The organism is Pseudomonas sp. GM33 (genome assembly GCF_000282295.1).
Lineage (GTDB): Bacteria > Pseudomonadota > Gammaproteobacteria > Pseudomonadales > Pseudomonadaceae > Aquipseudomonas > Aquipseudomonas laurylsulfatiphila.
Window position 1 is genome coordinate 1 of the sequence record NZ_AKJO01000123.1, and the last position, 24,859, is coordinate 24,859.

At 58.3% G+C, this 24,859-nt stretch carries 22 protein-coding genes; 17 read left to right on the forward strand and 5 right to left on the reverse strand.

Going from position 1 to position 24,859, the window contains the following annotated elements:
* Positions 1–51 precede the first annotated feature (51 nt).
* Positions 52–1,230, forward strand: a complete 1,179-nt coding sequence (locus PMI26_RS07515) for an integrase core domain-containing protein (RefSeq protein WP_007977497.1) — start codon at positions 52–54, stop codon at positions 1,228–1,230.
* 789 nt (positions 1,231–2,019) lie between these two features.
* Here PMI26_RS07515 and gltA read toward each other — a convergent pair.
* Positions 2,020–3,309 carry a citrate synthase gene (gene gltA / locus PMI26_RS07510; RefSeq protein ID WP_007977501.1) on the reverse strand — a complete coding sequence of 430 codons (1,290 nt, stop codon included), beginning with the start codon at positions 3,307–3,309 and terminating at the stop codon, positions 2,020–2,022.
* 363 nt (positions 3,310–3,672) lie between these two features.
* Here gltA and sdhC point away from each other — a divergent pair, with 363 nt between their 5' ends.
* From sdhC to PMI26_RS07455, 12 genes are all read left to right on the forward strand, one after another.
* Positions 3,673–4,047, forward strand: a complete 375-nt coding sequence (gene sdhC / locus PMI26_RS0129770; protein WP_015096190.1) for a succinate dehydrogenase, cytochrome b556 subunit — start codon at positions 3,673–3,675, stop codon at positions 4,045–4,047.
* Positions 4,041–4,409, forward strand: a complete 369-nt coding sequence (gene sdhD, locus PMI26_RS07505; RefSeq protein WP_007977503.1) for a succinate dehydrogenase, hydrophobic membrane anchor protein — start codon at positions 4,041–4,043, stop codon at positions 4,407–4,409. Before sdhC ends, sdhD begins: the two co-directional genes overlap by 7 nt.
* A gap of 3 nt (positions 4,410–4,412) precedes the next feature.
* Positions 4,413–6,185: a succinate dehydrogenase flavoprotein subunit gene (gene sdhA, locus PMI26_RS07500; protein ID WP_007977510.1), complete on the forward strand. Its 1,773-nt coding sequence runs from the start codon at positions 4,413–4,415 to the stop codon at positions 6,183–6,185.
* A gap of 11 nt (positions 6,186–6,196) precedes the next feature.
* Entirely contained in the window at positions 6,197–6,901 is a 705-nt protein-coding gene (locus PMI26_RS07495; protein WP_003223007.1) for a succinate dehydrogenase iron-sulfur subunit, read from the forward strand.
* 253 nt (positions 6,902–7,154) lie between these two features.
* A complete protein-coding gene (locus tag PMI26_RS07490; protein WP_007977512.1) occupies positions 7,155–9,986 on the forward strand; it encodes a 2-oxoglutarate dehydrogenase E1 component in 2,832 nt (943 codons plus the stop codon).
* Positions 9,987–10,028: 42 nt separating this feature from the next.
* The gene (gene odhB / locus PMI26_RS07485; protein ID WP_007977514.1) at positions 10,029–11,249 is read left to right on the forward strand and encodes a 2-oxoglutarate dehydrogenase complex dihydrolipoyllysine-residue succinyltransferase; all 1,221 of its coding nucleotides are present in this window, start codon (positions 10,029–10,031) and stop codon (positions 11,247–11,249) included.
* Positions 11,250–11,347: 98 nt separating this feature from the next.
* Complete coding sequence (lpdA, locus tag PMI26_RS07480; RefSeq protein WP_007977515.1) at positions 11,348–12,784, forward strand: dihydrolipoyl dehydrogenase; 1,437 nt, start codon at positions 11,348–11,350, stop codon at positions 12,782–12,784.
* Between the two features lie 181 nt (positions 12,785–12,965).
* Positions 12,966–14,132, forward strand: a complete 1,167-nt coding sequence (sucC, locus tag PMI26_RS07475; protein WP_003223015.1) for an ADP-forming succinate--CoA ligase subunit beta — start codon at positions 12,966–12,968, stop codon at positions 14,130–14,132.
* Positions 14,132–15,013, forward strand: coding sequence for a succinate--CoA ligase subunit alpha (gene sucD / locus PMI26_RS07470; RefSeq protein ID WP_003223019.1), 882 nt, complete (start codon positions 14,132–14,134; stop codon positions 15,011–15,013). The genes sucC and sucD overlap by 1 nt, the downstream gene beginning before the upstream one ends.
* 430 nt (positions 15,014–15,443) lie before the next feature.
* Positions 15,444–16,757, forward strand: coding sequence for a branched-chain amino acid transport system II carrier protein (gene brnQ, locus PMI26_RS07465; protein WP_007977517.1), 1,314 nt, complete (start codon positions 15,444–15,446; stop codon positions 16,755–16,757).
* Positions 16,758–17,018: 261 nt separating this feature from the next.
* Positions 17,019–17,756, forward strand: a complete 738-nt coding sequence (locus PMI26_RS07460; RefSeq protein ID WP_007977519.1) for a DUF599 domain-containing protein — start codon at positions 17,019–17,021, stop codon at positions 17,754–17,756.
* Positions 17,756–18,157, forward strand: a complete 402-nt coding sequence (locus PMI26_RS07455) for an MAPEG family protein (RefSeq protein ID WP_007977521.1) — start codon at positions 17,756–17,758, stop codon at positions 18,155–18,157. The genes PMI26_RS07460 and PMI26_RS07455 overlap by 1 nt, the downstream gene beginning before the upstream one ends.
* A gap of 67 nt (positions 18,158–18,224) precedes the next feature.
* On the opposite strand, the gene PMI26_RS07450 is transcribed toward PMI26_RS07455, so the two are convergent.
* Positions 18,225–18,497: a hypothetical protein gene (locus tag PMI26_RS07450; RefSeq protein WP_007977522.1), complete on the reverse strand. Its 273-nt coding sequence runs from the start codon at positions 18,495–18,497 to the stop codon at positions 18,225–18,227.
* 159 nt (positions 18,498–18,656) lie between these two features.
* On the opposite strand from PMI26_RS07450, the gene PMI26_RS07445 reads away from it, so the two are divergent.
* The 4 genes from PMI26_RS07445 (at position 18,657) to PMI26_RS07430 (ending at position 22,364) form a co-directional block, all read left to right on the forward strand.
* Positions 18,657–19,133, forward strand: coding sequence for a PaaI family thioesterase (locus PMI26_RS07445; RefSeq protein WP_007977524.1), 477 nt, complete (start codon positions 18,657–18,659; stop codon positions 19,131–19,133).
* Positions 19,130–19,582, forward strand: coding sequence for a PaaI family thioesterase (locus PMI26_RS07440; RefSeq protein ID WP_007977526.1), 453 nt, complete (start codon positions 19,130–19,132; stop codon positions 19,580–19,582). Before PMI26_RS07445 ends, PMI26_RS07440 begins: the two co-directional genes overlap by 4 nt.
* An 81-nt stretch (positions 19,583–19,663) precedes the next feature.
* Entirely contained in the window at positions 19,664–21,568 is a 1,905-nt protein-coding gene (gene htpG / locus PMI26_RS07435; RefSeq protein ID WP_007977527.1) for a molecular chaperone HtpG, read from the forward strand.
* 67 nt (positions 21,569–21,635) lie between these two features.
* Positions 21,636–22,364, forward strand: coding sequence for a dienelactone hydrolase family protein (locus tag PMI26_RS07430; protein ID WP_007977529.1), 729 nt, complete (start codon positions 21,636–21,638; stop codon positions 22,362–22,364).
* 85 nt (positions 22,365–22,449) lie between these two features.
* Here PMI26_RS07430 and PMI26_RS07425 read toward each other — a convergent pair whose 3' ends face one another.
* From PMI26_RS07425 to PMI26_RS07415, 3 genes are all read right to left on the reverse strand, one after another.
* On the reverse strand, positions 22,450–23,310 hold the full coding sequence (locus tag PMI26_RS07425; RefSeq protein WP_007977530.1) for a pirin family protein: 861 nt from the start codon (positions 23,308–23,310) through the stop codon (positions 22,450–22,452).
* Between the two features lie 62 nt (positions 23,311–23,372).
* Entirely contained in the window at positions 23,373–23,789 is a 417-nt protein-coding gene (locus PMI26_RS07420) for an OsmC family protein (protein ID WP_007977531.1), read from the reverse strand.
* Positions 23,790–24,139: 350 nt separating this feature from the next.
* The gene (locus PMI26_RS07415) at positions 24,140–24,853 is read right to left on the reverse strand and encodes a DUF3108 domain-containing protein (protein ID WP_007977541.1); all 714 of its coding nucleotides are present in this window, start codon (positions 24,851–24,853) and stop codon (positions 24,140–24,142) included.
* Positions 24,854–24,859 lie beyond the last annotated feature (6 nt).

Sequence of the window (24,859 nt, forward strand, 5' to 3'; positions counted from 1 at the left end):
CACATAGGTAACAGTTTTTAACTGGCACTGGTCGATTCCGAGGATCTGACCATGCCGTGGCGAGAGCTGAAACCTATGGACCTGAAAGTGATGTTCATTGCCGATTATTTGTCTGGTCGACTCAACTTCAGTCAACTCTGTGCGGCTCACAGCATCAGTCGCAAGACTGGTTACAAGTGGGTGGCCCGCTACAACGCGGACAGCATTAATGGCTTGGCGGAGTGCAGTCGCAAGCGACACTCCCAGGCTCAGGCCGTGCCGTTTGCGGTCAAGGAGGCCATTCTTGAGCTGCGCGGCCAAGGGCAAACCACACCGGGCCCGAAGAAGATTCAGACAGCCCTGAGTGAACGGTTTCCAGATCAGCCTCCGCCCTCGAAAACCACGATCTACAACGTGCTTAAAAAGGCGGGTCTGGTGCCCCCACGGCGTTTACGTCAGCGTGTCGCCATCTATCCCAAGCCACTTCAGAAAGCCGATCTTCCCAACCAGCTCTGGAGCGCCGATTACAAAGGCCAATACCTGACGGGAGACGGTGTCTGGTGTTACCCCCTGACAGTGATGGATCACGCCAGTCGCTTTCTACTGGCGTGTGAAAGCATGCCCAGCACGACTTTCAAGGACGCCAAGGCAACCTTCGAGCGGCTATTTAAGATGCATGGAATGCCCGAGCGGATCCGTACCGACAACGGTGTCCCTTTTGCCAGCGGTGGGCGTGCCGGGTTATCGCAGTTGTCCATCTGGTGGGCCCGTCTGGGCATCATTCACGAAAGGATTCAACCTGGTCGACCAGAGCAAAACGGACGGCATGAGCGCATGCACCGCACGCTGAAAAGTACGTTGCCAAGGCCGCCGGAAATTGAGTGGGGAGCCCAGCAGAAACATTTCGATCTGTTCATGCAGCACTACAATCATGAGCGTCTTCATGAGGCGCTGGGGCAGAAAACCCCCGGCTCTTGCTACACAAGCTCTTCACGACCTTATCCGGGCAAGCTGCCGGAGATGAGGTACCCAAGCCATGTTGAGGTTTACCGGACGGACTCCAACGGCGTGGTGAACAAAGGTAGGCTTAGAATCTATGTCGGCTACGTGCTCAAGCATGAAACGGTTGGGTTGGAGAGCGTCAGTGAGGGTGTTTGGGACATCATTTTTGGACCGGTAGTATTAGGCCGCGTTGATGAAAGGGATGCCAAAGACGCTTATCTGACGCTCAAAGTAATCAGAAATAAGTGATCAGGTGTTACCTATGTGACTGAACTCTTCTGTTACCTATGTGGTTGATCCCTTCACTCGCCCCTTACGTACGGCCCCTCGCCTAGGCTCGGGGTTCCTTCGCTCCGGTATTCATCAGGGCGCATCGCCTCCGGTCTGCTTCGCGACGACCTCCTCTCGATGTGTTCGACTTCGTCGAACGGCGCTGCGCGCCTGCCCCCTGATGAACACCTCCGCTCAGCCTTCCGAGGGGGCGGGTGGATCAAGATCAAGAGCGGCAGGCGAGCTAACGCTCGGCCTGATGAGTGGTGAAGAGCGAAGATGTACGCCGACCTGCCTTTGCTCTTCTGTGGGAGCGAGCTTGCTCGCGATGGCGGCCTGTCAGCCGACCGAAATCTCGCGGATCCAAGCCAGCAAACAGGCCGGCCGGTAGGCCGCCTCGGACGCTGTTGCGGTGTACGCCCCCTCGTGAGGCCGAGCGCAGGTTCTGCGCAGTGGGCAACCCGGCATGGGTGCCGGGTTAGCCGCCCCCGGCCATGGATGGCCGATGGCGGCGGGCCCACGGAGCAGGACCGGAGCGAGGGCATGCCGAGCCACGGCGAGGCACCGAATGTAAGGGGCAAAAGCGCTTGGTTACTTGGCGCTTTTCCAAGTGACCCGCCGTAAGGGCGGAACCAATAGCGGCCGTAACCGTAGAAACGGATATGTACACCATCAAAAAGCCGCACAAACAAAAACGGCCTCCTGCTCTTTATATAAAAAGCAGAGGCCGTTCCCGGTACAACTCAACACGCTACAGCAAGACAGATCTTACTTGCGGTCTTCCAGCTTGGTGATATCACGCGACTCGTAGCCGGTGTACAGCTGGCGCGGACGGCCGATCTTGTACGGGCTGGAGAGCATTTCCTTCCAGTGGGAGATCCAGCCGACGGTCCGCGCCAGGGCGAAGATCACGGTGAACATGCTGGTTGGAATGCCGATCGCCTTGAGGATGATCCCCGAGTAGAAGTCGACGTTCGGGTACAGCGAGCGCTCGATGAAGTACGGGTCGGTCAGGGCGATCTCTTCCAGGCGCATGGCCAGTTCGAGTTGCGGATCGTTCTGGATGCCCAGTTCCTTCAATACTTCGTCGCAGGTCTGCTTCATGACGGTGGCGCGTGGGTCGCGGTTTTTGTAAACGCGGTGACCGAAGCCCATCAGTTTGAACGGATCGTTCTTGTCCTTGGCCTTGGCGATGAACTTGTCGATGTTCGAAACATCGCCGATTTCATCGAGCATGGTCAGTACGGCTTCGTTTGCACCGCCGTGGGCGGGGCCCCACAGTGCAGCGATGCCGGCAGCGATACAGGCGAACGGGTTGGCGCCCGAGGAGCCCGCCAGGCGCACGGTGGACGTCGAGGCGTTCTGCTCGTGGTCGGCATGGAGGATGAAGATCCGGTCCATGGCCTTGGCGAGTACCGGGCTGATCGGTTTGATCTCGCACGGGGTGTTGAACATCATGTGCAGGAAGTTTTCCGCGTACGACAGGTCGTTGCGCGGGTACATCATGGGTTGGCCCATGGAGTACTTGTAAACCATCGCTGCCAGGGTCGGCATCTTGGCAACCAGGCGGATCGCGGAGATTTCGCGATGCTGCGGGTTATTGATATCCAGGGAGTCGTGGTAGAAGGCCGAGAGGGCGCCGACTACGCCGCACATGACGGCCATCGGGTGGGCGTCGCGACGGAAGCCGTTGAAGAAGGTCTTCAACTGCTCGTGAACCATGGTGTGGTTCTTCACGGTGCTGACGAACTGGGCCTTCTGTTCTGCGGTCGGCAGTTCGCCGTTGAGCAGCAGATAGCAGGTTTCCAGGTAGTCCGACTTTTCAGCCAGCTGTTCGATCGGGTAGCCGCGGTGCAGCAGGATGCCGTTGTCGCCGTCGATATAGGTGATCTTCGACTCGCACGAGGCGGTTGACATGAAACCTGGGTCAAAAGTGAAACGGCCCGTGGCCGTCAGGCCCCGAACATCGATAACATCGGGACCAACGGTGCCGGTTAAAATGGGCAGCTCGACGGGGGCTGCGCCCTCGATGATCAACTGCGCTTTTTTGTCAGCCATGTGGCCTCCTATTTATGCTTGAAATCATCAGACAGACCCCCCACGCAGGGCCCGCACCACTATAGTGAGATAAATTCGAATGTCAATTTGCCTAAAGTCTTGCTCCAGAAGGCTTTAACCGGACTTTTTTCTCGAAATTGGCTGCCATTTACGCCTTTTATGTCCGTTGCGCAATCAGCTGTTTGGGTTAGGTCTTTGCGTTGTCATTAGTAGCCTAACTGTCTATACTCGGCCACCGACCGCCAGGGGCTTTTGGGCCTGCTTTATTGGGGGTCGCATCCCTGGGTGGTGGTTACCTGACCAGTGCACTCCCCAACAACTTTGCCCTGATTGTTAGGGGCTCTTCAGTGTGAAAAAAAAGCCGTGAAAAGCCAACGACCTGTAAACCTAGACCTAAGGACCATCAAACTCCCCATCACCGGCGTTACGTCGTTTCTTCACCGTGTTTCCGGCATCATCCTCTTCCTGGGCCTCGGCTTCATGCTTTATGCATTGGGCAAATCCCTGGGTTCCGAGGAAGGTTTTGCCGAGGTGAAGGCATGCTTGACCAGCCCGCTGGCCAAGTTCGTAGCATGGGGCCTCCTGTCCGCTCTTCTGTATCACCTGGTAGCCGGTGTGCGCCACTTGATCATGGATATGGGCATCGGTGAGACGCTGGAAGGCGGCCGCCTGGGCTCGAAAATTATCATCGCCGTTTCCGTGGTGTTGATCGTTCTGGCAGGAGTTTGGATATGGTAACCAGCGTTACGAACCTTTCGCGTTCCGGTCTTTATGACTGGATGGCGCAACGTGTGTCTGCGGTCGTTCTCGCGGCTTATTTCATCTTCCTGATCGGATACCTCGCAGCGAACCCGGGCATTGGCTACGACCAATGGCACGGCCTGTTCGCCCACAACGGGATGCGTATCTTCAGTCTGCTGGCCCTCGTTGCCCTGGGTGCTCACGCCTGGGTCGGCATGTGGACCATCGCGACCGACTACCTGACGCCAATGGCGCTGGGCAAGTCCGCGACTGCAGTACGTTTCCTTTTCCAGGCGGTATGCGGCGTTGCGATGTTCGCTTACTTCGTCTGGGGTGTGCAGATTCTCTGGGGTATCTGATTCATGGCTAACATTCCAACGATTTCTTTCGACGCCATCATTATTGGTGGTGGCGGTGCCGGCATGCGCGCAGCGCTGCAACTGGCGCAAGGTGGTCACAAGACTGCCGTGATCACCAAGGTGTTCCCGACCCGTTCGCATACTGTATCCGCCCAGGGCGGCATCACCTGCGCGATCGCGTCTGCTGACCCGAACGATGACTGGCGCTGGCACATGTACGATACCGTCAAGGGTTCCGACTACATCGGTGACCAGGACGCTATCGAATACATGTGTCAGGAAGGCCCGGCCGCCGTTTTCGAGCTGGACCACATGGGTCTGCCGTTCTCGCGTACCGAGCAAGGCCGTATCTATCAGCGTCCGTTCGGTGGCCAGTCCAAGGACTACGGCAAGGGCGGCCAGGCTGCGCGCACTTGCGCTGCCTCCGACCGTACCGGTCACGCACTGCTGCACACCCTTTATCAGGGCAACCTGAAAGCCGGCACCACGTTCCTGAACGAGTACTACGCTGTCGATCTGGTGAAGAACGGCGAAGGCGAGTTCGTCGGTGTGATCGCGATCTGCATCGAAACCGGTGAAACCACCTACATCCGCGCGAAAGCCACCGTGCTGGCGACCGGCGGTGCAGGCCGTATCTACGCGTCGACCACCAACGCCCTGATCAACACCGGTGACGGCGTTGGCATGGCGCTGCGTGCCGGCGTACCGGTACAAGACATTGAAATGTGGCAGTTCCACCCGACCGGTATCGCCGGCGCCGGTGTACTGGTTACAGAAGGCTGCCGTGGTGAAGGTGGATACCTGATCAACAAGCACGGCGAGCGTTTCATGGAGCGTTATGCTCCGAACGCCAAGGACCTTGCCGGTCGTGACGTTGTTGCCCGTTCGATGGTTAAAGAGATCATCGCCGGCAACGGTTGCGGTCCGAATGGCGACCACGTGATGCTTAAACTCGACCACCTGGGCGAGGAAGTGCTGCACAGCCGTCTGCCAGGCATCTGCGAACTGTCGAAGACTTTCGCACACGTTGACCCGGTGGTTGCTCCGGTTCCGGTTGTTCCGACCTGCCACTACATGATGGGCGGCGTTGCCACCAACATTCATGGTCAGGCGATCACCCAGAACGCCGAAGGCGTCGACCAGATCATTCCTGGTCTGTTCGCTGTGGGTGAAGTGGCTTGCGTATCGGTTCACGGTGCCAACCGTCTGGGCGGCAACTCGCTGCTCGACCTGGTGGTATTCGGCCGTGCTGCCGGCCTGCACCTGGAAAAGGCGCTGACCGATGGTATCGAATACGACGACGCTACCGAAGCCGACATCGAAGCTGCCCTGTCGCGCCTGAACGCACTGAACAACCGTACTGATGGCGAAGACGTGGCTACCCTGCGTCGCGAGCTGCAAAGCTGCATGCAGAACTACTTCGGTGTATTCCGTACCGGCGAATACATGCAGAAAGGTATCGCTCAGCTGGCAGAGCTGCGTACCCGCATTGCCAACGTGAAGATCAACGACAAGTCGCAGGCGTTCAACACTGCCCGTATCGAAGCGCTGGAACTGCAAAACCTGCTGGAAGTGGCCGAAGCTACCGCCATCGCTGCCGAAGTACGTAAAGAGTCCCGCGGCGCTCACGCCCGTGAAGACTTCGAAGACCGTGACGACGAAAACTGGCTGTGCCACACCCTGTACTTCCCGGGTGACAAGCGCGTCACCAAGCGTGCCGTGAACTTCTCGCCGAAGACTGTTCCGACTTTCGAACCTAAAGTCCGGACTTATTAAGGGTGACCGCCATGTTGCAAGTCAGTGTTTATCGTTACAACCCTGATCAGGACGCTGCGCCGTTCATGCAGGAATTCCAGGTCGATACCGGTGGTAAAGACCTGATGGTGCTGGACGTGCTGGCCCTGATCAAAGAGCAGGACGAAGGTTTCTCCTATCGTCGCTCTTGCCGTGAAGGTGTTTGCGGTTCCGACGGCATGAACATCAACGGCAAAAACGGCCTGGCGTGCATCACGCCGCTGTCTGCTGTCGTAAAAGGTAACAAGTTGATCGTTCGTCCTCTGCCAGGTTTGCCGGTTATCCGTGACCTGGTCGTCGATATGAGCATCTTCTACAAGCAATACGAGAAGGTTAAGCCATACCTGCAGAACGACACGCCGGCTCCGGCCATCGAGCGTCTGCAGTCCCCAGAAGAGCGTGAAAAGCTGGACGGCCTGTACGAGTGCATCCTGTGCGCTTGCTGCTCGACTTCCTGCCCGTCCTTCTGGTGGAACCCGGACAAGTTCCTGGGCCCGGCTGCCCTGCTGCAAGCGTACCGCTTCCTGGCAGACAGCCGTGACACCAAGACGTCCGAGCGCCTGGCTTCGCTGGATGACCCGTTCAGCGTATTCCGCTGCCGCGGGATCATGAACTGCGTCAACGTATGTCCGAAAGGCCTGAACCCGACTAAGGCCATCGGTCACATCCGTAACATGTTGCTCTCGAGCGGCGTGTGATTCAGCTGCTGTACCCGTTGTACCCGTAGATGCTGCGGCGCAGGCTTCAACCGGCGCCGTAGTTTTAACCTGAGCAGCAGCTTAAAAGGCTGCGGCTCTTATTTTGAAGAAATGAGACAAGCAGGGGCATCCGGGCTGGTACCCGGACTATCAGTGTGATCCTAGTGGCTTGTTTTGGTCGCTGCATTCGGACTTCTGCAAGTTTGCTCGGTGTCGACACCGGTGGTGTTCCCCTAACCGAGGGTGACCAAGCATGCAAGAAAGCGTGATGCAGCGCATGTGGAACAGTGCCTACCTATCCGGTAGTAACGCTGCCTATGTGGAAGAGCTTTATGAGCTCTACCTGCACGACCCTAACGCTGTGCCAGAAGAGTGGCGCACCTACTTCCAGAAGTTGCCTGCTGACGGCAACTCTGCCACCGATGTTTCGCACTCCACAATTCGCGATCATTTCGTCTTGCTGGCAAAGAACCAGCGCCGCGCCCAACCGGTTTCCGCCGGCAGCGTGAGCAGTGAGCACGAGAAGAAGCAAGTTGAAGTGCTGCGATTGATCCAGGCCTACCGTATGCGTGGCCACCAGGCAGCCCAGCTTGACCCGCTGGGGCTGTGGCAGCGTCCTGCACCTGCAGACCTGTCGATCAATCATTACGGCTTGACCAATGCCGATCTTGATACGACCTTCCGTGCCGGCGACCTGTTCATCGGCAAAGAGGAAGCGAGCCTACGCGAAATTCACGAAGCGTTGCAGCAGACATATTGCCGCACCATCGGCGCTGAATTCACGCATATCACCGATTCCGAGCAGCGCCAGTGGTTCCAGCAGCGTCTGGAAAGCGTGCGCGGCCGTCCGACGTACTCCGCCGACATCAAGAGCCACCTGCTCGAGCGCGTGACCGCCGGTGAAGGCCTGGAAAAATACCTGGGCACCAAATACCCGGGTACCAAGCGTTTCGGCCTGGAAGGCGGCGAAAGCCTGATTCCGATGCTCGACGAGCTGATCCAGCGTTCCGGTTCCTACGGCACCAAGGAAATCGTCATCGGCATGGCCCACCGTGGCCGTCTGAACGTGCTGGTCAACACCTTCGGCAAGAACCCGCGCGAGCTGTTCGACGAGTTCGAAGGCAAGAAGAAGGTCGAGCTCGGTTCCGGTGACGTGAAATACCACCAGGGCTTCTCGTCCAACGTGATGACCACCGGCGGTGAAGTTCACCTGGCGATGGCGTTCAACCCGTCCCACCTGGAAATCGTTTCCCCGGTGGTCGAAGGTTCGGTTCGCGCCCGCCAGGATCGTCGCAACGACCCGACCGGCGAGAAGGTCCTGCCGATCTCCATCCACGGTGATGCTGCTTTCGCAGGTCAGGGCGTGGTCATGGAAACCTTCCAGATGTCGCAGACCCGCGGTTTCAAGACCGGCGGTACCGTGCACATCGTGATCAACAACCAGGTCGGTTTCACCATCAGCAACCCGCTGGACTCGCGTTCCACCGAGTACGCGACCGACGTTGCGAAAATGATCCAGGCGCCGATCCTCCATGTGAATGGTGATGATCCGGAAGCCGTATTGTTCGTGACCCAGCTGGCCATCGACTACCGCATGCAGTTCAAGCGTGACGTGGTGATCGACCTGGTCTGCTACCGTCGTCGCGGCCACAACGAGGCCGACGAGCCAAGCGGCACCCAGCCTCTGATGTATCAGCAGATCACCAAGCAGCGCACCACCCGTGAGCTGTATGCCGATCGCCTGACTCAGGCCGGTGTGCTGGATGCAGAGCGTGTTCAGGCGAAAGTCGACGAATACCGCAACGCACTGGACAACGGTCTGCACGTTGTGAAGAGCCTGGTCAAAGAGCCGAACAAGGAGCTGTTCGTGGACTGGCGTCCGTACCTGGGTCACACCTGGACCGCGCGTCACGACACTCGCTTCGATCTGAAGACCTTGCAGGAACTGTCCGCCAAGCTGCTGGAAATCCCGGAAGGCTTCGTGGTTCAGCGCCAGGTTGCCAAGATCTACGAAGACCGCCAGAAGATGCAAGCCGGTGGCCTGCCGATCAACTGGGGCTACGCCGAAACCATGGCGTACGCGACCCTGGCGTTCGAAGGTCACCCGATTCGCATGACTGGCCAGGACATCGGGCGTGGTACGTTCTCGCACCGTCACGCTGTCCTGCACAACCAGAAAGACGCGGGCACCTACATCCCGCTGCAGAACCTGTACGACGGTCAGCCGCGTTTTGATCTGTACGACTCGTTCCTGTCCGAAGAAGCGGTATTGGCGTTCGAGTACGGTTACTCGACCACCACGCCGAATGCCCTGGTTATCTGGGAAGCCCAGTTCGGCGACTTCGCCAACGGCGCCCAGGTTGTAATCGACCAGTTCATCACCAGTGGCGAGCACAAGTGGGGCCGTCTGTGCGGTCTGACCATGCTGCTGCCGCACGGTTATGAAGGTCAGGGTCCGGAGCACTCCTCGGCTCGTCTGGAGCGTTACCTGCAGCTGTGCGCCGAGCACAACATTCAGGTGTGCATGCCGACGACGCCGGCTCAGATCTACCACTTGCTGCGCCGTCAGGTGATTCGCCCGCTGCGCAAGCCACTGGTAGTCCTTACTCCGAAGTCGCTGCTGCGCCACAAGCTGGCCATCTCGACGCTGGAAGATCTGGCCGAAGGTTCGTTCCAGACCGTCATCCCGGAAATCGATGCCCAAGACCCGAAAAAGGTCGAGCGCGTTGTTCTGTGTAGCGGCAAGGTCTACTACGACCTGCTGGAAAAACGCCGTGCCGAAGGTCGTGACGACATCGCCATCGTGCGTATCGAGCAGCTGTACCCATTCCCTGAGGACGACTTGAAAGAAGTCCTGGCTCCTTATACCAACGTCAAGCATGCCGTCTGGTGTCAGGAAGAGCCGATGAACCAGGGTGCGTGGTACTGCAGCCAACACCACATGCGTCGCAGCATCAGCAACCTCAACAAGTCTCTCGTACTCGAGTACGCGGGCCGTGAGGCTTCTGCTGCACCTGCATGCGGTTACGCATCGATGCACGCCGAACAGCAGGAAAAACTGCTGCAAGACGCCTTTACTGTTTAACGCCTTCGCGCACCTGAAACCGAATTTAAGGAACCACAGACAATGGCTATCGAGATCAAAGCCCCCACTTTCCCGGAATCGGTTGCCGACGGCACCGTTGCCACCTGGCACAAACAACCGGGCGATGCGGTCAAGCGCGACGAACTGATCGTCGACATCGAGACCGACAAAGTCGTGCTGGAAGTGTTGGCTACCGCTGACGGCGTGCTGGGCGCTATCGTCAAGAACGAAGGCGACACCGTTCTGTCCGACGAAGTCCTGGGCTCCATCGTTGAAGGCGGCGCTGCTGCTGCCGCTCCGGCTGCCGCTGCTGCTCCGGCCGCTGCTGCCGCAGCTCCGGCTGCCGGCGCTGACGAAGACGCTATCGCCGCTCCAGCCGCTCGCAAGCTGGCCGAAGAGAACGGCATCAACCTGGCTTCCGTCAAAGGCACCGGCAAAGATGGTCGTGTAACCAAGGAAGACGTGGTTGCCGCTGTCGAAGCCAAGAAAGCCGCTCCTGCTGCCGCACCTGCCAAGGCTGCTGCTCCGGCTGCCGCTGCTCCTGTGTTCGCTGCTGGCGACCGCATCGAGAAGCGCGTACCGATGACCCGCGTTCGTGCCACCGTGGCCAAGCGTCTGGTTGAAGCCCAGTCGAACATGGCGATGCTGACCACTTTCAACGAAGTCGACATGACCGAAGTCATGGCGCTGCGTTCGAAGTACAAGGACCTGTTCGAGAAGTCCCACAACGGCGTGCGCCTGGGCTTCATGTCCTTCTTCGTGAAAGCGGCTACCGAAGCACTGAAGCGCTTCCCGGCTGTCAACGCTTCGATCGACGGCGGCGACATCGTTTACCACGGCTACGCTGACGTCGGCGTTGCAGTTTCCAGCGATCGCGGCCTGGTAGTACCGGTTCTGCGTAACGCCGAACTGATGAGCCTGGCTGAAATCGAAGGCGGCATCGCCACCTTCGGCAAGAAAGCCCGCGACGGCAAACTGTCGATGGACGAAATGACCGGTGGTACGTTCACCATCACCAACGGCGGTACTTTCGGTTCGATGATGTCGACCCCGATCGTCAACCCGCCGCAAGCCGCCATCCTGGGCATGCACAACATCATCCAGCGTCCTATGGCCATCAACGGTCAGGTCGTTATCCGTCCGATGATGTACCTGGCACTGTCCTACGATCACCGTCTGATCGATGGCAAAGAAGCTGTGACCTTCCTGGTGACCATCAAGAACCTGCTGGAAGATCCGGCTCGTCTGTTGCTGGATATCTGATAGAAGCAGCCATGAGCTGCAAGCCCGTGCTGTCGGAAAACCCGCAGCCTGGCTTGCCGCTCGCGGCTTGAAGCTTTTCGCTAAAGAGGATTTTTTGAATGTCGCAGAAATTTGACGTAGTAGTGATCGGTGCGGGCCCTGGCGGTTACGTCGCTGCCATCAAGGCTGCGCAGTTGGGTCTCTCCACTGCCTGCATCGAGAAGTACACCGACAAGGAAGGCAAACTGGCTCTGGGCGGTACTTGCCTGAACGTCGGCTGCATTCCATCCAAGGCCCTGCTGGACAGCTCGTGGAAATTCCACGAAGCCCAGGACGGTTTCGCGATCCACGGTATCAATCACGCTGGCGTGACCATGGACGTGCCAGCGATGGTCGGCCGTAAAGCCAACATCGTCAAAGGCCTGACCTCCGGCGTTGCGACCCTGTTCAAAGCCAACGGTGTGACCTCCATCCAGGGTCACGGCAAGCTGCTGGCCGGCAAGAAAGTCGAAGTCACCAAGCCTGATGGCTCGGTAGAAATCATCGAAGCCGAAAACGTCATCCTGGCACCAGGTTCGCGTCCGATCGACATTCCGCCAGCTCCGGTTGACCAGAATGTGATCGTCGATTCGACTGGCGCCCTGGAATTCCAATCCGTTCCAAAACGTCTGGGCGTGATCGGCGCTGGCGTGATCGGTCTGGAACTGGGTTCGGTCTGGTCGCGTCTGGGTGCAGAAGTGACTGTCCTGGAAGCCCTGGACACCTTCCTGATGGCAGCCGACACCGCTGTTTCCAAGGAAGCGCTGAAAACCCTGACCAAGCAAGGTCTGGACATCAAGCTGGGCGCTCGCGTCACCGGTTCCAAAGTGAACGGCGACGAAGTCGTGGTGAACTACACCGATGCCAACGGCGAACAGAACATCACTTTCGACAAGCTGATCGTAGCCGTTGGTCGCCGTCCGGTGACCACTGATCTGTTGGCTGCCGACTGCGGCGTGACCCTGGACGAGCGCGGTTTCGTGCACGTTGACGATCACTGCGCCACCACCGTACCGGGCGTTTACGCCATCGGCGACGTGGTTCGCGGCATGATGCTGGCGCACAAGGCGTCCGAAGAAGGCATCATGGTTGTCGAGCGCATCAAGGGCCACAAGGCCCAGATGAACTATGATTTGATTCCTTCGGTTATTTATACTCACCCGGAAATCGCGTGGGTTGGTAAAACCGAACAGGCCTTGAAAGCCGAAGGCGTTGAAGTTAACGTCGGCACCTTCCCGTTCGCAGCCTCCGGCCGTGCCATGGCTGCCAACGACACCGGTGGCTTCGTCAAGGTCATCGCAGATGCCAAGACGGACCGCGTACTGGGCGTCCACGTGATTGGCCCAAGCGCTGCCGAACTGGTTCAGCAGGGCGCGATCGGTATGGAATTCGGCACCAGCGCTGAAGACCTGGGCATGATGGTTTTCTCCCATCCGACCCTGTCTGAAGCCTTGCACGAAGCTGCTTTGGCAGTGAATGGCGGCGCCATCCACATCGCCAACCGCAAGAAGCGTTAAGAGATAATAAGAAACCACGGCGGTTTGGCCCGTCGTGAGCCTTGCATGCAAGACTCACCGCGGAATATCCGCTGGACGCAGTCTTGCATAGCTCAGCTATGCAAGCAGCAGTCACAGGTGGTGCGGCACTTGAACGAGTGCAGCACCGAATGCGCAGTACCTAACGAAGACGGTAATAAGCATGAATCTTCACGAGTATCAGGGTAAGCAGCTGTTCGCTGAGTACGGCCTGCCAGTATCCACCGGTTACGCGGTAGACACCCCGGAAGCAGCAGCAGAAGCTTGCGACAAAATCGGCGGCAGCGAGTGGGTTGTCAAAGCCCAGGTCCACGCCGGTGGTCGCGGTAAAGCGGGCGGCGTCAAGCTGGTTCGCAACAAAGAAGACGCCAAAGCCTTCGCACAGCAGTGGCTGGGCAAGCGTCTGGTGACTTACCAGACTGACGCCAATGGTCAGCCAGTCACCAAGATCCTGGTTGAATCGTGCACTGATATCGCTAAAGAGCTGTACCTGGGCGCTGTCGTTGACCGTTCGAGCCGTCGCATCGTGTTCATGGCTTCCACCGAAGGTGGCGTGGACATCGAGAAAATCGCTCACGACACGCCAGAAAAAATTCTGAAGGCCACTATCGATCCACTGGTTGGCGCTCAGCCATTCCAGGGTCGTGAACTGGCTTTCCAGCTGGGTCTGGAAGGCAAGCAAGTTGCCCAGTTCGCCAAGATCTTCGTAGGTCTGGCCAAACTGTTCCAGGATCACGATCTGGCCCTGCTGGAAGTGAACCCGCTGGTGATCAAGGCTGACGGCGATCTGCACTGCCTGGACGCCAAGATCAACATCGACGCCAACGCCATGTACCGTCAGCCTAAGCTGAAGACTTTCCACGATCCGTCGCAGGACGATCCGCGCGAAGCGCACGCTGCCAAGTTCGAACTGAACTATGTAGCGCTGGAAGGCAACATCGGTTGCATGGTCAACGGTGCTGGCCTGGCCATGGGTACCATGGACATCGTCAACCTGCATGGCGGCAAGCCAGCCAACTTCCTCGACGTGGGCGGCGGTGCTACCAAGGAACGCGTTACCGAAGCGTTCAAGATCATCCTGTCCGACACTAACGTCGCTGCAGTACTGGTCAACATCTTCGGCGGCATCGTTCGTTGCGACATGATTGCCGAAGGCATCATCGGCGCTGTGAAAGAAGTCGGCGTGAAAATCCCGGTTGTTGTTCGCCTTGAAGGCAACAACGCTGAGCTGGGCGCTAAAGTACTGGCAGAAAGCGGTTTGAACATCATCGCTGCTACCAGCCTGACCGACGCTGCTCAACAAGTTGTCAAAGCTGCGGAGGGCAAATAATGAGCGTCCTGATCAATAAAGACACCAAAGTTATCTGCCAGGGTATTACCGGTTCGCAAGGTAGTTTCCACACCCAGCAAGCCATCGAGTACGGCACCAAGATGGTGGGTGGTGTAACTCCAGGCAAAGGCGGCACCGAGCACCTGGGCCTGCCAGTGTTCAACACCGTGAAAGACGCCGTAGCGGCCACTGGCGCCACCGCCAGCGTGATCTACGTTCCGGCTCCTTTCTGCAAGGACTCGATCCTGGAAGCTGCTTTCGGCGGCATCAAGCTGATCGTCTGCATCACCGAAGGCATTCCTACCCTGGACATGCTGGACGCTAAAGTTAAGTGCGACGAGCTGGGTGTTACCCTGATCGGCCCTAACTGCCCAGGCGTGATCACTCCAGGCGAATGCAAGATCGGCATCATGCCAGGTCACATTCACTTGCCAGGCAAGGTCGGTATCGTTTCCCGTTCCGGCACCCTGACCTACGAAGCTGTGAAGCAAACTACTGACGCCGGTTTCGGTCAGTCGACTTGCGTCGGCATCGGTGGTGACCCGATCCCGGGTTCGAACTTCATCGACATCCTGAAGCTGTTCCAGGAAGACCCGAAGACCGAAGCGATCGTGATGATCGGTGAGATCGGCGGTTCGGCTGAAGAAGAAGCGGCTGCCTACATCAAGGCACACGTGACCAAGCCGGTTGTTTCCTACATCGCTGGTGTGACTGCTCCTCCGGGCAAGCGCATGGGCCATGCTGGCGCAATCATCTCTGGCGGCAAAGGCACTGCAGACGAGAAATTCGCTGCTCTGCAAGACGCAGGCGTTAAAACCGTGCGTTCGCTGGCAGACATCGGCAAGGCCCTGGCCGAGCTGACTGGTTGGGCTGTCAAGTAAGCCTCGTGCTTGACTGACGCTATACCAAACAAAGGCCACCTTCGGGTGGCCTTTGTCATTTCCGGGGTTTATGCGTTGTTTGGCAGGGCCTCATCGCGAGCAAGCTCGCTCCCACAGTTTTTGCGGTATGGATCAGATTGCATGACCACTACAAATCCCTGTGGGAGCGAGCTTGCTCGCGATGACGGACTTACAGGCACCAACCATTTATATGCATAAACGCGACACGGAAATGTCGCGTATCGGATAGTTCGCCCTCTAACAGTGCGTTTCTGGTCCAAATTCGTTAGGCTACGCGCCATTTTTGCGTCCGCGGCCCACAAGGCACCAACGCGCTAAAAGGGTCGGTCTTATACGGACTGACAGCATTTCCCTCACCCATAGGGAAATCCCTCTCTAAATTCCGATTCAGTAGTGTGGTATTTCCTTAATGAAAGTGTTGAAAGGCCAGGACATCCTGGCACTTGGTTTTATGACGTTTGCCCTGTTCGTCGGGGCTGGCAACATCATCTTCCCGCCTATCGTCGGTTTGCAGTCCGGGCCCAATGTCTGGATGGCGGCGCTGGGTTTCCTGGTCACGGCCGTTGGTTTGCCGGTGATCACCGTTGTGGCGCTGGCCAAGGTCGGCGGCGCAATGGATGCCTTGAGCAGCCCGATCGGTAAAGTCGCCGGTGGCCTGTTGGCAGCGGCCTGCTATCTCGCTGTTGGCCCGCTGTTCGCGACGCCACGTACCGCGACGGTATCCTTCGAAGTGGGCCTGGCGCCGCTGACCGGCGAGAGCCCGCTGGCATTGTTTCTGTACAGCTCGGTTTACTTCCTGCTGGTATTCTTCATCTCGCTGTACCCAGGCCGTTTGCTGGATACCGTAGGGCGCTTTCTCGCTCCGCTGAAGATCATCGCCCTGGCCGTGCTGGGCATTGCAGCATTCGCCCTGCCGGCCGGAGACATTGGCCAGGCCACGCCTGAATACGTGGCGGCACCGTTTTCCCAAGGCTTCATCAATGGTTACCTGACCATGGATACCCTGGGCGCCCTGGTGTTCGGCATCGTCATCGTCAACGCCATCCGTTCCCGCGGCGTCGAGTCGCCGGCACTGATCACCCGTTATGCGATCATCGCCGGCCTGATCGCCGGCGTCGGCCTGGCACTGGTGTATGTCAGCCTGTTCCGTCTCGGTTCGGGCAGCCATGAAGTGGCCGCTGGCGCTACCAATGGCGCGGCGGTATTGCACGCTTACGTGCAGCACACCTTCGGTTCGCTGGGCAGCGGTTTCCTGGCTGTGTTGATTTCCCTGGCGTGCCTGGTGACCGCGGTCGGCCTGACCTGTGCCTGCGCCGAGTACTTCAGCCGAGTGGTGCCGCTGTCCTACAAGACACTGGTGATCATCCTCGCGGCGTTCTCGCTGCTGGTGTCCAACCTGGGCCTGACCAAGCTGATTGCGTTCTCGATCCCGGTTCTCACCGCGATCTACCCGCCGTGCATCGTTCTGGTGGCGTTGAGCTTCTGCAAGGACTTCTGGCATGAACAGGGTCGTATCCTCGGCCCGGTGATGCTGGTGTCGTTCATCTTCGGCCTGATCGACGCCCTCAAGGGTGCAGGCCTGGCGGACTGGATGCCGACGCAAATGGCGCACCTGCCGCTGAGCGAGCAGGGCCTGGCCTGGCTGGTGCCTTCGGTGATGACGCTGGTGGTTGCCGTGGTCTGCGACCGTCTGCTGGGCAAGCGCGAAGAGGCGCTGGCTTAAGCTTTACCGGCCCGTCACAAGCGGGCCTGTGAAAAAACAGAAATGCCCCGTATCAATCGATACAGGGCATTTTTTTATGGGGTGATGCGGTGTCTTTTGCGTTGCGCTAACGTCGAAGCATTGCAAATCCTGATGTGGGAGCGGGCTTGCTCGCGAAGACGGTGGGTCAGTCAACATCCATGTTGGATGATAAGCCGCCTTCGCGAGCCAGCCCGCTCCCACAGGGATTCGGTACTCCTCTTGCACATCACAAGGACCTGCATGTCGTTCATCCAAGCCAATCTGATCCACATCCTTGCCGCCATCTGGTTCGTCATCTGCTGGGGCGGGTACACCCGTTATGCCACCTGGAAAGGCCGTGATACCGCGTGCCTGGCCAGTGTGCTGCACCTCTATCGTGAAGACTGGATGCGCCGCATGCTGCTGCGCGACAACCGCATCGCCGATGCCAGCGTGATCGGCAACCTGGAACGCAACGCTTCGTTCTTCGCCTCCAGTACGTTGATTATCCTGGCCGGTATTCTCACGGTGCTGGGGGCTTCGGAAAGGGCGGTATCGTTGTTGGCGGATATCCCGATGGTGCAGCAGGCGTCCCAGGGCATGTCGGAAATCAAGTTGCTGTGCCTGGCGCTGGTGTTTGTCTATGCGTTCTTCACGTTCAGCTGGTGCATGCGCCAGTACAACTTTGCGGCGGTACTGGTAGGTTCGGCGCCAATGGTCGGCGAGCGTCTTGTGTCGGAGCAGGAGCGCAAGGCGTTTGCTTCCCGCGCGGCCCGTGTCATCTCCATGGCCGCCAACCAGTTCAACTTCGGGCTGCGTTCCTACTACTTCGGCATGACCATGCTGGCCTGGTTTGTCAGCCCCTGGTTGTTCATGTTGATGAGCGCCGGCGTGGTATTTGTGTTGTACCGTCGCGAGTTTCACTCTGACGTTCTCGACGTGATGGTCTATACCCCTACAGAGGCGCCATTGCCCGAGGTGATCAAAGAGGCTGCTTGATGAGTATTCCGTTCTGGTGCGTGTTTATCAGTGCCGTGCTGATTTACGTGGCGCGTATGCCCGTGACCAAGGCCATGAAAGAGCAGGGCGGTTACAACAATCATCTGCCGCGCCAGCAGCAGGGCCAACTCACAGGTTTCGGTGCCCGTGCGGTGGCGGCACATCAGAATAGTTTTGAAGCCTTCATATTGTTTTCGGTGGGTGTGTTGATGGCGCATACAACGCAAACGGCAGGCTGGCTCATCGATTTGCTCGCGATCATCTTTGTGATCTCTAGGGTTATTTATCTGGTGTGTTACTGGAAGGACCTGGCCTGGCAACGCAGTCTGGTCTGGCTGGTGGGATTAATCTGTTCGCTGTTGCTGATGATTAGTCCGACTTTTCGAACGATTTTGCTCTAAGCATTTTTTTGAAGGCAAAAGAAAACCCGCACTTGGCGGGTTTTCTTTTATCACGCTAAAAACCGGATTAGTTTTTAGGCGCTTCTGGAGCGGCCGGAGTGGCCGGTGCAGCCGGAGCAGCCTCTTTTGCCGCTTCCGCGTTCGATTCAGCCTGAGCTTTGGCAGCTTCGGCGTTTTCTTTCGCCGCGTCGTTCACTTTATCCTGAGCTTTGCTCATGTCTTGCTGAGCTTGCTCAGCATGTTTGTTAGCTTCTTGAGCTTTGTCCTCGGATTTTTTATCGCAGGCAGCGAGACCGAGGGAAGCGGTCAACATCAAGGCAATAGCTAAAGTCTTACGCATGGGGTGTTTCTCCTGATGAAAAGCATCTACTGGCCTTAAGAACCCATACATCAGGGTTAAGTTCCTTAATTCTTTCAGATATATAAGTTTTGTTCTAATGCGGAACTTTTACCCGGACTGCCACCGCATTGTGCGAACGCAAACAAGAGTGTTTATCAAATGACTGAGAACCCCGTTTTTGAGCGAGCGAAGCGCTTTTTGTCGGCGCTGCGACATTGTCAGGTACTTGGACTAAGCGTTCACAGCGCCAGCAGCGAAGGGCTGACGATCGTGCTGCCATACAGCCCGCAGATCGTTGGCAATCCCGAAACCGGCGTGATTCATGGCGGGGCACTGACCTCGCTGATGGACACGGCCTGTGGCATGGCGACGCTCTGTGTGCTCCCGGAGTTCGAAGTCTGCCCCACCCTCGACCTGCGCATCGACTACATGCACGCCGCCGAACCGCACAAGGATGTCTATGGCTTCGCCCAGTGCTACCGGGTCACCACCGACGTGATTTTTGCCCGTGGCTTCGCCTATCAGGATGACCCCGGACAACCCATTGCCCATGTGATGGGCACATTCATGCGCATGGGCAAGGGCATCAAAGGCACCAAGGGCTTTGGTGGCGCGGTTGCCGGAGGTGCGCAATGAGCGAGTCGCTGAAGGACCAATTGCAAAAGGCCCATGAGCAGGGTGACTACGCCTCTCTGCTGGGGTTGATTCCCTATGCCCGGCTGATCGGTGTCGAATGTTCACGGGTGGGCGATGAGCTGCTGTTCAAGCTGCCGGCGAACAAGGACAACATTGGTAACCCTTTGCTGCCGGCGATTCATGGCGGTGTGATCGCCGGGTTCATGGAATTGGCAGCGGCGCTGCACCTGCTGGTGTTTACCGGATCATCCGGGGTGCCGAAGATCATCGACTTCTCCCTGGATTACCTGCGGGCTGGGCAGTTTCGCGACACCTGGGCCCGATGCCAGGTTTGCCGCCAGGGACGGCGGGTTGCCAACGTGGCGATTACCGCCTGGCAAAGTACCGAGGCCGAACCCATTGCCACGGCCCGTGCACATTTCAAACTCGAGGAGCCCTTGAAATCCTGAACTCAGCCCCAAACTCTGATGACAACCCGCCGCCGACCCTCAAGGTCGCGGCTTATGCCATCTGATTGGAGTTTGATGACCATGAGTGTGGAAACTCAAAAGGAAACCCTGGGCTTCCAGACCGAGGTGAAGCAGCTGCTGCATCTCATGATCCATTCGCTGTATTCCAACAAGGAAATTTTCCTTCGCGAATTGATCTCGAACGCCTCTGACGCTGTCGACAAATTACGTTTCGAAGCCCTGGCCAAGCCAGAGCTGCTGGAAGGCGGCGCCGAACTGAAAATCCGCGTGAGCTTCGACAAGGACGCTAAAACCGTCACCCTCGAAGACAACGGTATCGGCATGAGCCGCGAAGACGCGATCACACACCTGGGGACCATCGCCAAATCCGGCACCGCCGATTTCATGAAGCACCTCACCGGCGACCAGAAAAAAGACTCGCACCTGATCGGCCAGTTCGGTGTCGGTTTCTACTCCGCCTTCATCGTCGCCGACAAAGTCGATGTATACAGCCGTCGTGCCGGCAGCGCTGCCAGTGAAGGCGTGCACTGGTCGTCCAAGGGCGAAGGTGACTTCGAAGTTGCGACCATCGACAAGGCCGAGCGCGGCACTCGCATCGTCCTGCACCTGAAATCCGGTGAAGACGAGTTCGCCGATGGCTGGCGCCTGCGCAACATCATCAAGAAGTACTCCGACCACATCGCCTTGCCGATCGAGTTGCCGAAAGAAGTGGCGGCCGTTGAAGGCGAAGAGAAGCCGGCCGTTGAATGGGAAACCGTCAACCGCGCCAGCGCTCTGTGGACCCGTCCGCGTACCGAGATCAAGGACGAGGAATACCAGGAGTTCTACAAGCACATCGCTCACGATTTTGAAAATCCGCTGAGCTGGAGCCACAACAAGGTCGAAGGCAAGCTGGAATACAGCTCGCTGCTGTACGTGCCGACCCGCGCTCCGTTCGATCTGTACCAGCGTGAAGCGCCAAAAGGCCTGAAGCTGTACGTGCAGCGTGTGTTCGTCATGGATCAGGCCGAGTCTTTCCTGCCGCTGTACCTGCGCTTCATCAAGGGTGTGGTCGACTCCAATGACCTGTCGCTGAACGTGTCGCGGGAAATCCTGCAGAAAGACCCGATCATCGACTCCATGAAGTCGGCGCTGACCAAGCGCGTGCTGGACATGCTGGAAAAACTGGCGAAGAACGAGCCTGAGCAATACAAGGGCTTCTGGAAAAACTTCGGTCAGGTCATGAAGGAAGGCCCGGCAGAAGATTTCGCCAACAAGGAAAAAATCGCCGGTCTGCTGCGTTTCGCATCGACCCAAAGCGACGATGGCGAGCAGGTTGTGGGCCTGGCTGATTACCTGGCGCGCGCCAAGGAAGGTCAGGACAAGATCTACTACCTGACCGGCGAAACTTACGCGCAGGTCAAGAACAGCCCGCACCTGGAAGTCTTCCGCAAGAAAGGCATCGAAGTGCTGCTGTTGACCGACCGCATCGACGAGTGGCTGATGAGCTACCTCAGCGACTTCGACGGCAAGAGCTTCGTCGACGTGGCGCGCGGTGACCTGGACCTCGGCAACCTGGACTCGGAAGAGGACAAGAAGGCCGCGGAAGAAGTCGCGAAGTCTAAGGAAGGTCTGGTCGAGCGTCTGAAAACCGCGCTGGGCGAATCCGTTGCGGAAGTTCGGGTGTCTCATCGCCTGACCGATTCGCCGGCGATCCTGGCCATCGGCGAGCAGGACCTGGGCCTGCAGATGCGCCAGATCCTCGAAGCCAGCGGGCAGAAGGTTCCGGATTCGAAGCCTATTTTCGAATTCAACCCGGCCCACCCGCTGATCGAGAAGCTCGACAATGAGCAGAGTGACGAGCGCTTTGGCGATCTGTCGCACATCCTCTTCGATCAGGCGGCCCTGGCGGCCGGCGACAGCTTGAAAGATCCGGCGGCCTATGTGCGCCGCTTGAACAAACTGTTGGTCGAGCTATCAGCTTAACTGTGTTGCAGAAAAACCCGCTTCGGCGGGTTTTTTCATTCTGGTGTTCAACAATCAGGAGTCAGAAATGAGCCAAATCACTGTACGTTCCGTTGCCTATCAGATCGATGGCCAGGTCTACGAAAGCCGTCTGGCCTTCGATGCCGACCATAAAGGTCCGCGTCCGGGTTTGTTGATGGCGCCGAACTGGATGGGCGTCAGCGCCGGTGCCGAGGAGATCGCCAGGTCCGTGGCAGCCAAGGGCTACGTGGTGCTGATCGCCGATCTTTACGGGCAATCGGTTCGTCCGTCGAACAATGACGAGGCTGGGGCGGCAATGATGCCGTTGAAGAATGACCGTGGGCTACTGCGCAAGCGCATGCAGGTGGCGTTCGAACAGTTGCAGAGCCAGGGCGAGGCGGCAGTCGATACGTCGAAGCTGGCGACCTACGGTTTCTGTTTCGGCGGCTGTTGTGCCCTGGAGTTTGCCCGTACCGGTGCGCCGGTGAAGGCCGCGGTATCCTTCCACGGTACGCTGGACACACCGAATCCGGCGGACGCGAAAAACATCAAGGGTAAGGTCCTGGTCCTGCACGGTGCTTCCGATCCACTGGTGCCGAAGGAGCAGTTGCCTGTGTTCGAAGATGAAATGAACGCGGCCGGTGTGGACTGGCAGTTGCTCAGCTACGGTGGGGCGTTCCACTCGTTCACCGATCCGCATGCGAATGTGCCGGGGATGATGATGTATGACGCCAAGGTGGCTGCCCGGGCCTTCACTTCGATGCACAATCTGCTGGATGAAGTGTTCAAGGGCTGATTGCCCCAGGATCAAGAGATCGCAGCCTGCGGCAGCTCCTACAGGAGAACACATTTCCCTGTGAGCTGCCGAAGGCTGCGATCTTTCAGGGCAACTCGATCCGGTCAACTTCCCCCGGCACCGTCGGCCAGTCCCCGGTCGCCCAACGCCGGCGCGCTTCATCAATCGCCGCCGGATCGCTCGCGACAAAATTCCAGTTGATCCGCCGTGGCCCGTCCAGCGGCGCGCCGCCAAACAACACGGCGTGACTGTCGCTTTCAGCAAACAGGGTCAACTCTTCTCCAGCAGGCAGTACCACCAGCGAATGCGGTTCTATCAGCTCGCCATCCAGTTGCACCTCGCCGCTCAACACATACAGCGCACGTTCTTCATGCTCGGTGGGAATCAGCAATGTCGTCGCCGTTTGCAGGTGCAATTCCGCGTACAACGTAGGAGAAAGCACCGGCACCGGTGATTCCAGGCAAAAACCCGACCCGGCGATCATGCGGATCTTCACCCCCAGGTTTTCGCTGACTGGCAAGGTGGACGCCGGATGGTGGCTGTAATGCCCCGGACCCTGTTCTTTGTCCTTGGGCGATGCCAGCCAGATCTGCAAGCCGTGCATCGTGAAGCCGCTCTCCTTGAGGGCCTCGGGCGTGCGTTCGACGTGGGCAATGGCGCTGCCGGCCGTCATCCAGCTGACATCGCCGGTATCAACAACCTGATCGGAACCCAGGCTGTCCTTGTGCCGGATTTGCCCCTGGAACAAATAGGTCAGGGTGGACAGGCCAATGTGCGGATGCTGGCGGATGTTCATGCCTTTACCCGGCGGATAACGGGTCTCCAGCATGTGATCGAAAAACACGAATGGCCCGACGCTGCGGCACTTGGCGGATGGCAGTGGGCGCAGGATCGGCTGGCCTTCGACGTCTTCGGTACGGGGGCGGATCACGAGCGGAGTGGTCATGGTGCGTTCCAGGCTGAGCGGGTGATGCGTTCGAGCATAACCCGCTTGCGCAGCCCTTGCCGCTATTGGCTGAAGGCGCCTTCGGACAAATGCGTTTCGATGCTGACTTCAGAGGTGGTCATCAGCTTGTGGATCGGGCAGCGATCGGCCACGCGGTGCAGCTCGTCGCGCTGGGCGTCAGTGAGTACGCCCTTGAGGGTCAGTTTGACGTGCAGCGTGTATTGGCCTTTCTGTTCCAGGCTGTTGTCGCGCTTGACCTCGACGCCGACACCGGTCAGCGGGATGTCCTTCTTCTTCGCATAGAGCTTGAGTGTCAGGGCTTTGCAGGCGCCGAGCGCGGCATCGAAATAATCGTGCGGTTCCGGCGCGGTGCCTGCTCCGCCCGCCGTGACGGGCACGTCGGCGAAGAGTTCGTGGTCATCGATTTGTATGCTGTGGCGAAAGCCTTCGGCAGAAACGGTGTTGACGGTAACGGTCATGGGAAACCTCGCAGGCAACAGGATATTTATTCGATCAAAAAGACCTTGAAGGTATAGAGCATGGTGCCGGATATGCGTTCCGGTTTTCTTGTACAGGTGTGGCTTTTCGCTTGCGCGAGTCCGACCGCATTGCCCAATACGGCCGCGAACAAGTGCATCAGAGGAGCGAACCAGGCGAGTGCGGCGAGTCAGGAGTTGTCGCGGTTGGCGGTGGACCTCAATGCATCAAAAGATCGCAGCCTTCGGCAGCTCCTACAGGTTTACGCGATCCATGTAGGAGCTGCCGAAGGCTGCGATCTTTTGATTCAAAAAAAGCCCCGCGATGGCGGGGCTTTTCGTGTCGATCCGGATCAGCTGCCTTTGACAGTCTTGCCGTTGACCTTGCCGTCCAGGAGCATGATGTTGTACTCCTTGCCGTCGTTTTCGACCTGTTGCAGGCGGACCAGCAGGTAATCCCAGTCCTTGGCGAACCACATCACGGTGATGCGTTTGCTCTGCGTCGGGTCGCGTACGCGCTCAACCTTGATCGCATCGATCTGGCCGGCCTTGGTGTCGACTTTTTCCGAGCCCAGCACGCGGAAGTCATAGGTGTCGACTTCACCGCCATCGACCACTTGATAGCTCATGGTCTTCTTGCCGGCAGCGACATCATGTTGCAGTGCCAGCTGGTAGGTGGACTTGTCGACCATGCCGCGGTTGAGGGGGAGCTTGACGGCGTCACCGCGATCGGTGCCGGTGATCATCTTGGTGTTCCAGTCGAAATCCAGATCCGATTTCTTGGCCTTGCCCAGGCCGCCACGTTCAAAGTGGTACGACTCCGGAAGCAGCGTGTCCTTGTCCAGGGTCAGGGTGCTTTCCTCGGACAGGCTGGCGATCATCATTGATGCCTTGAAACTCAGTTTCCATTTGCCGTCGCTGGTTTTTTCGAGGCTGCGCTCGGCAGTGCCGCTCATGGGGAGCTGTTTCCAGTCGGCGGTGTAGCTGGCGGAGAAGGGTTGAAGTTCTGCCGCCTGAGCGAAGGGCAAAGCGAGCAGAGCGCAAGCGAAGAGCAGGGCGCGACGCATAAAATC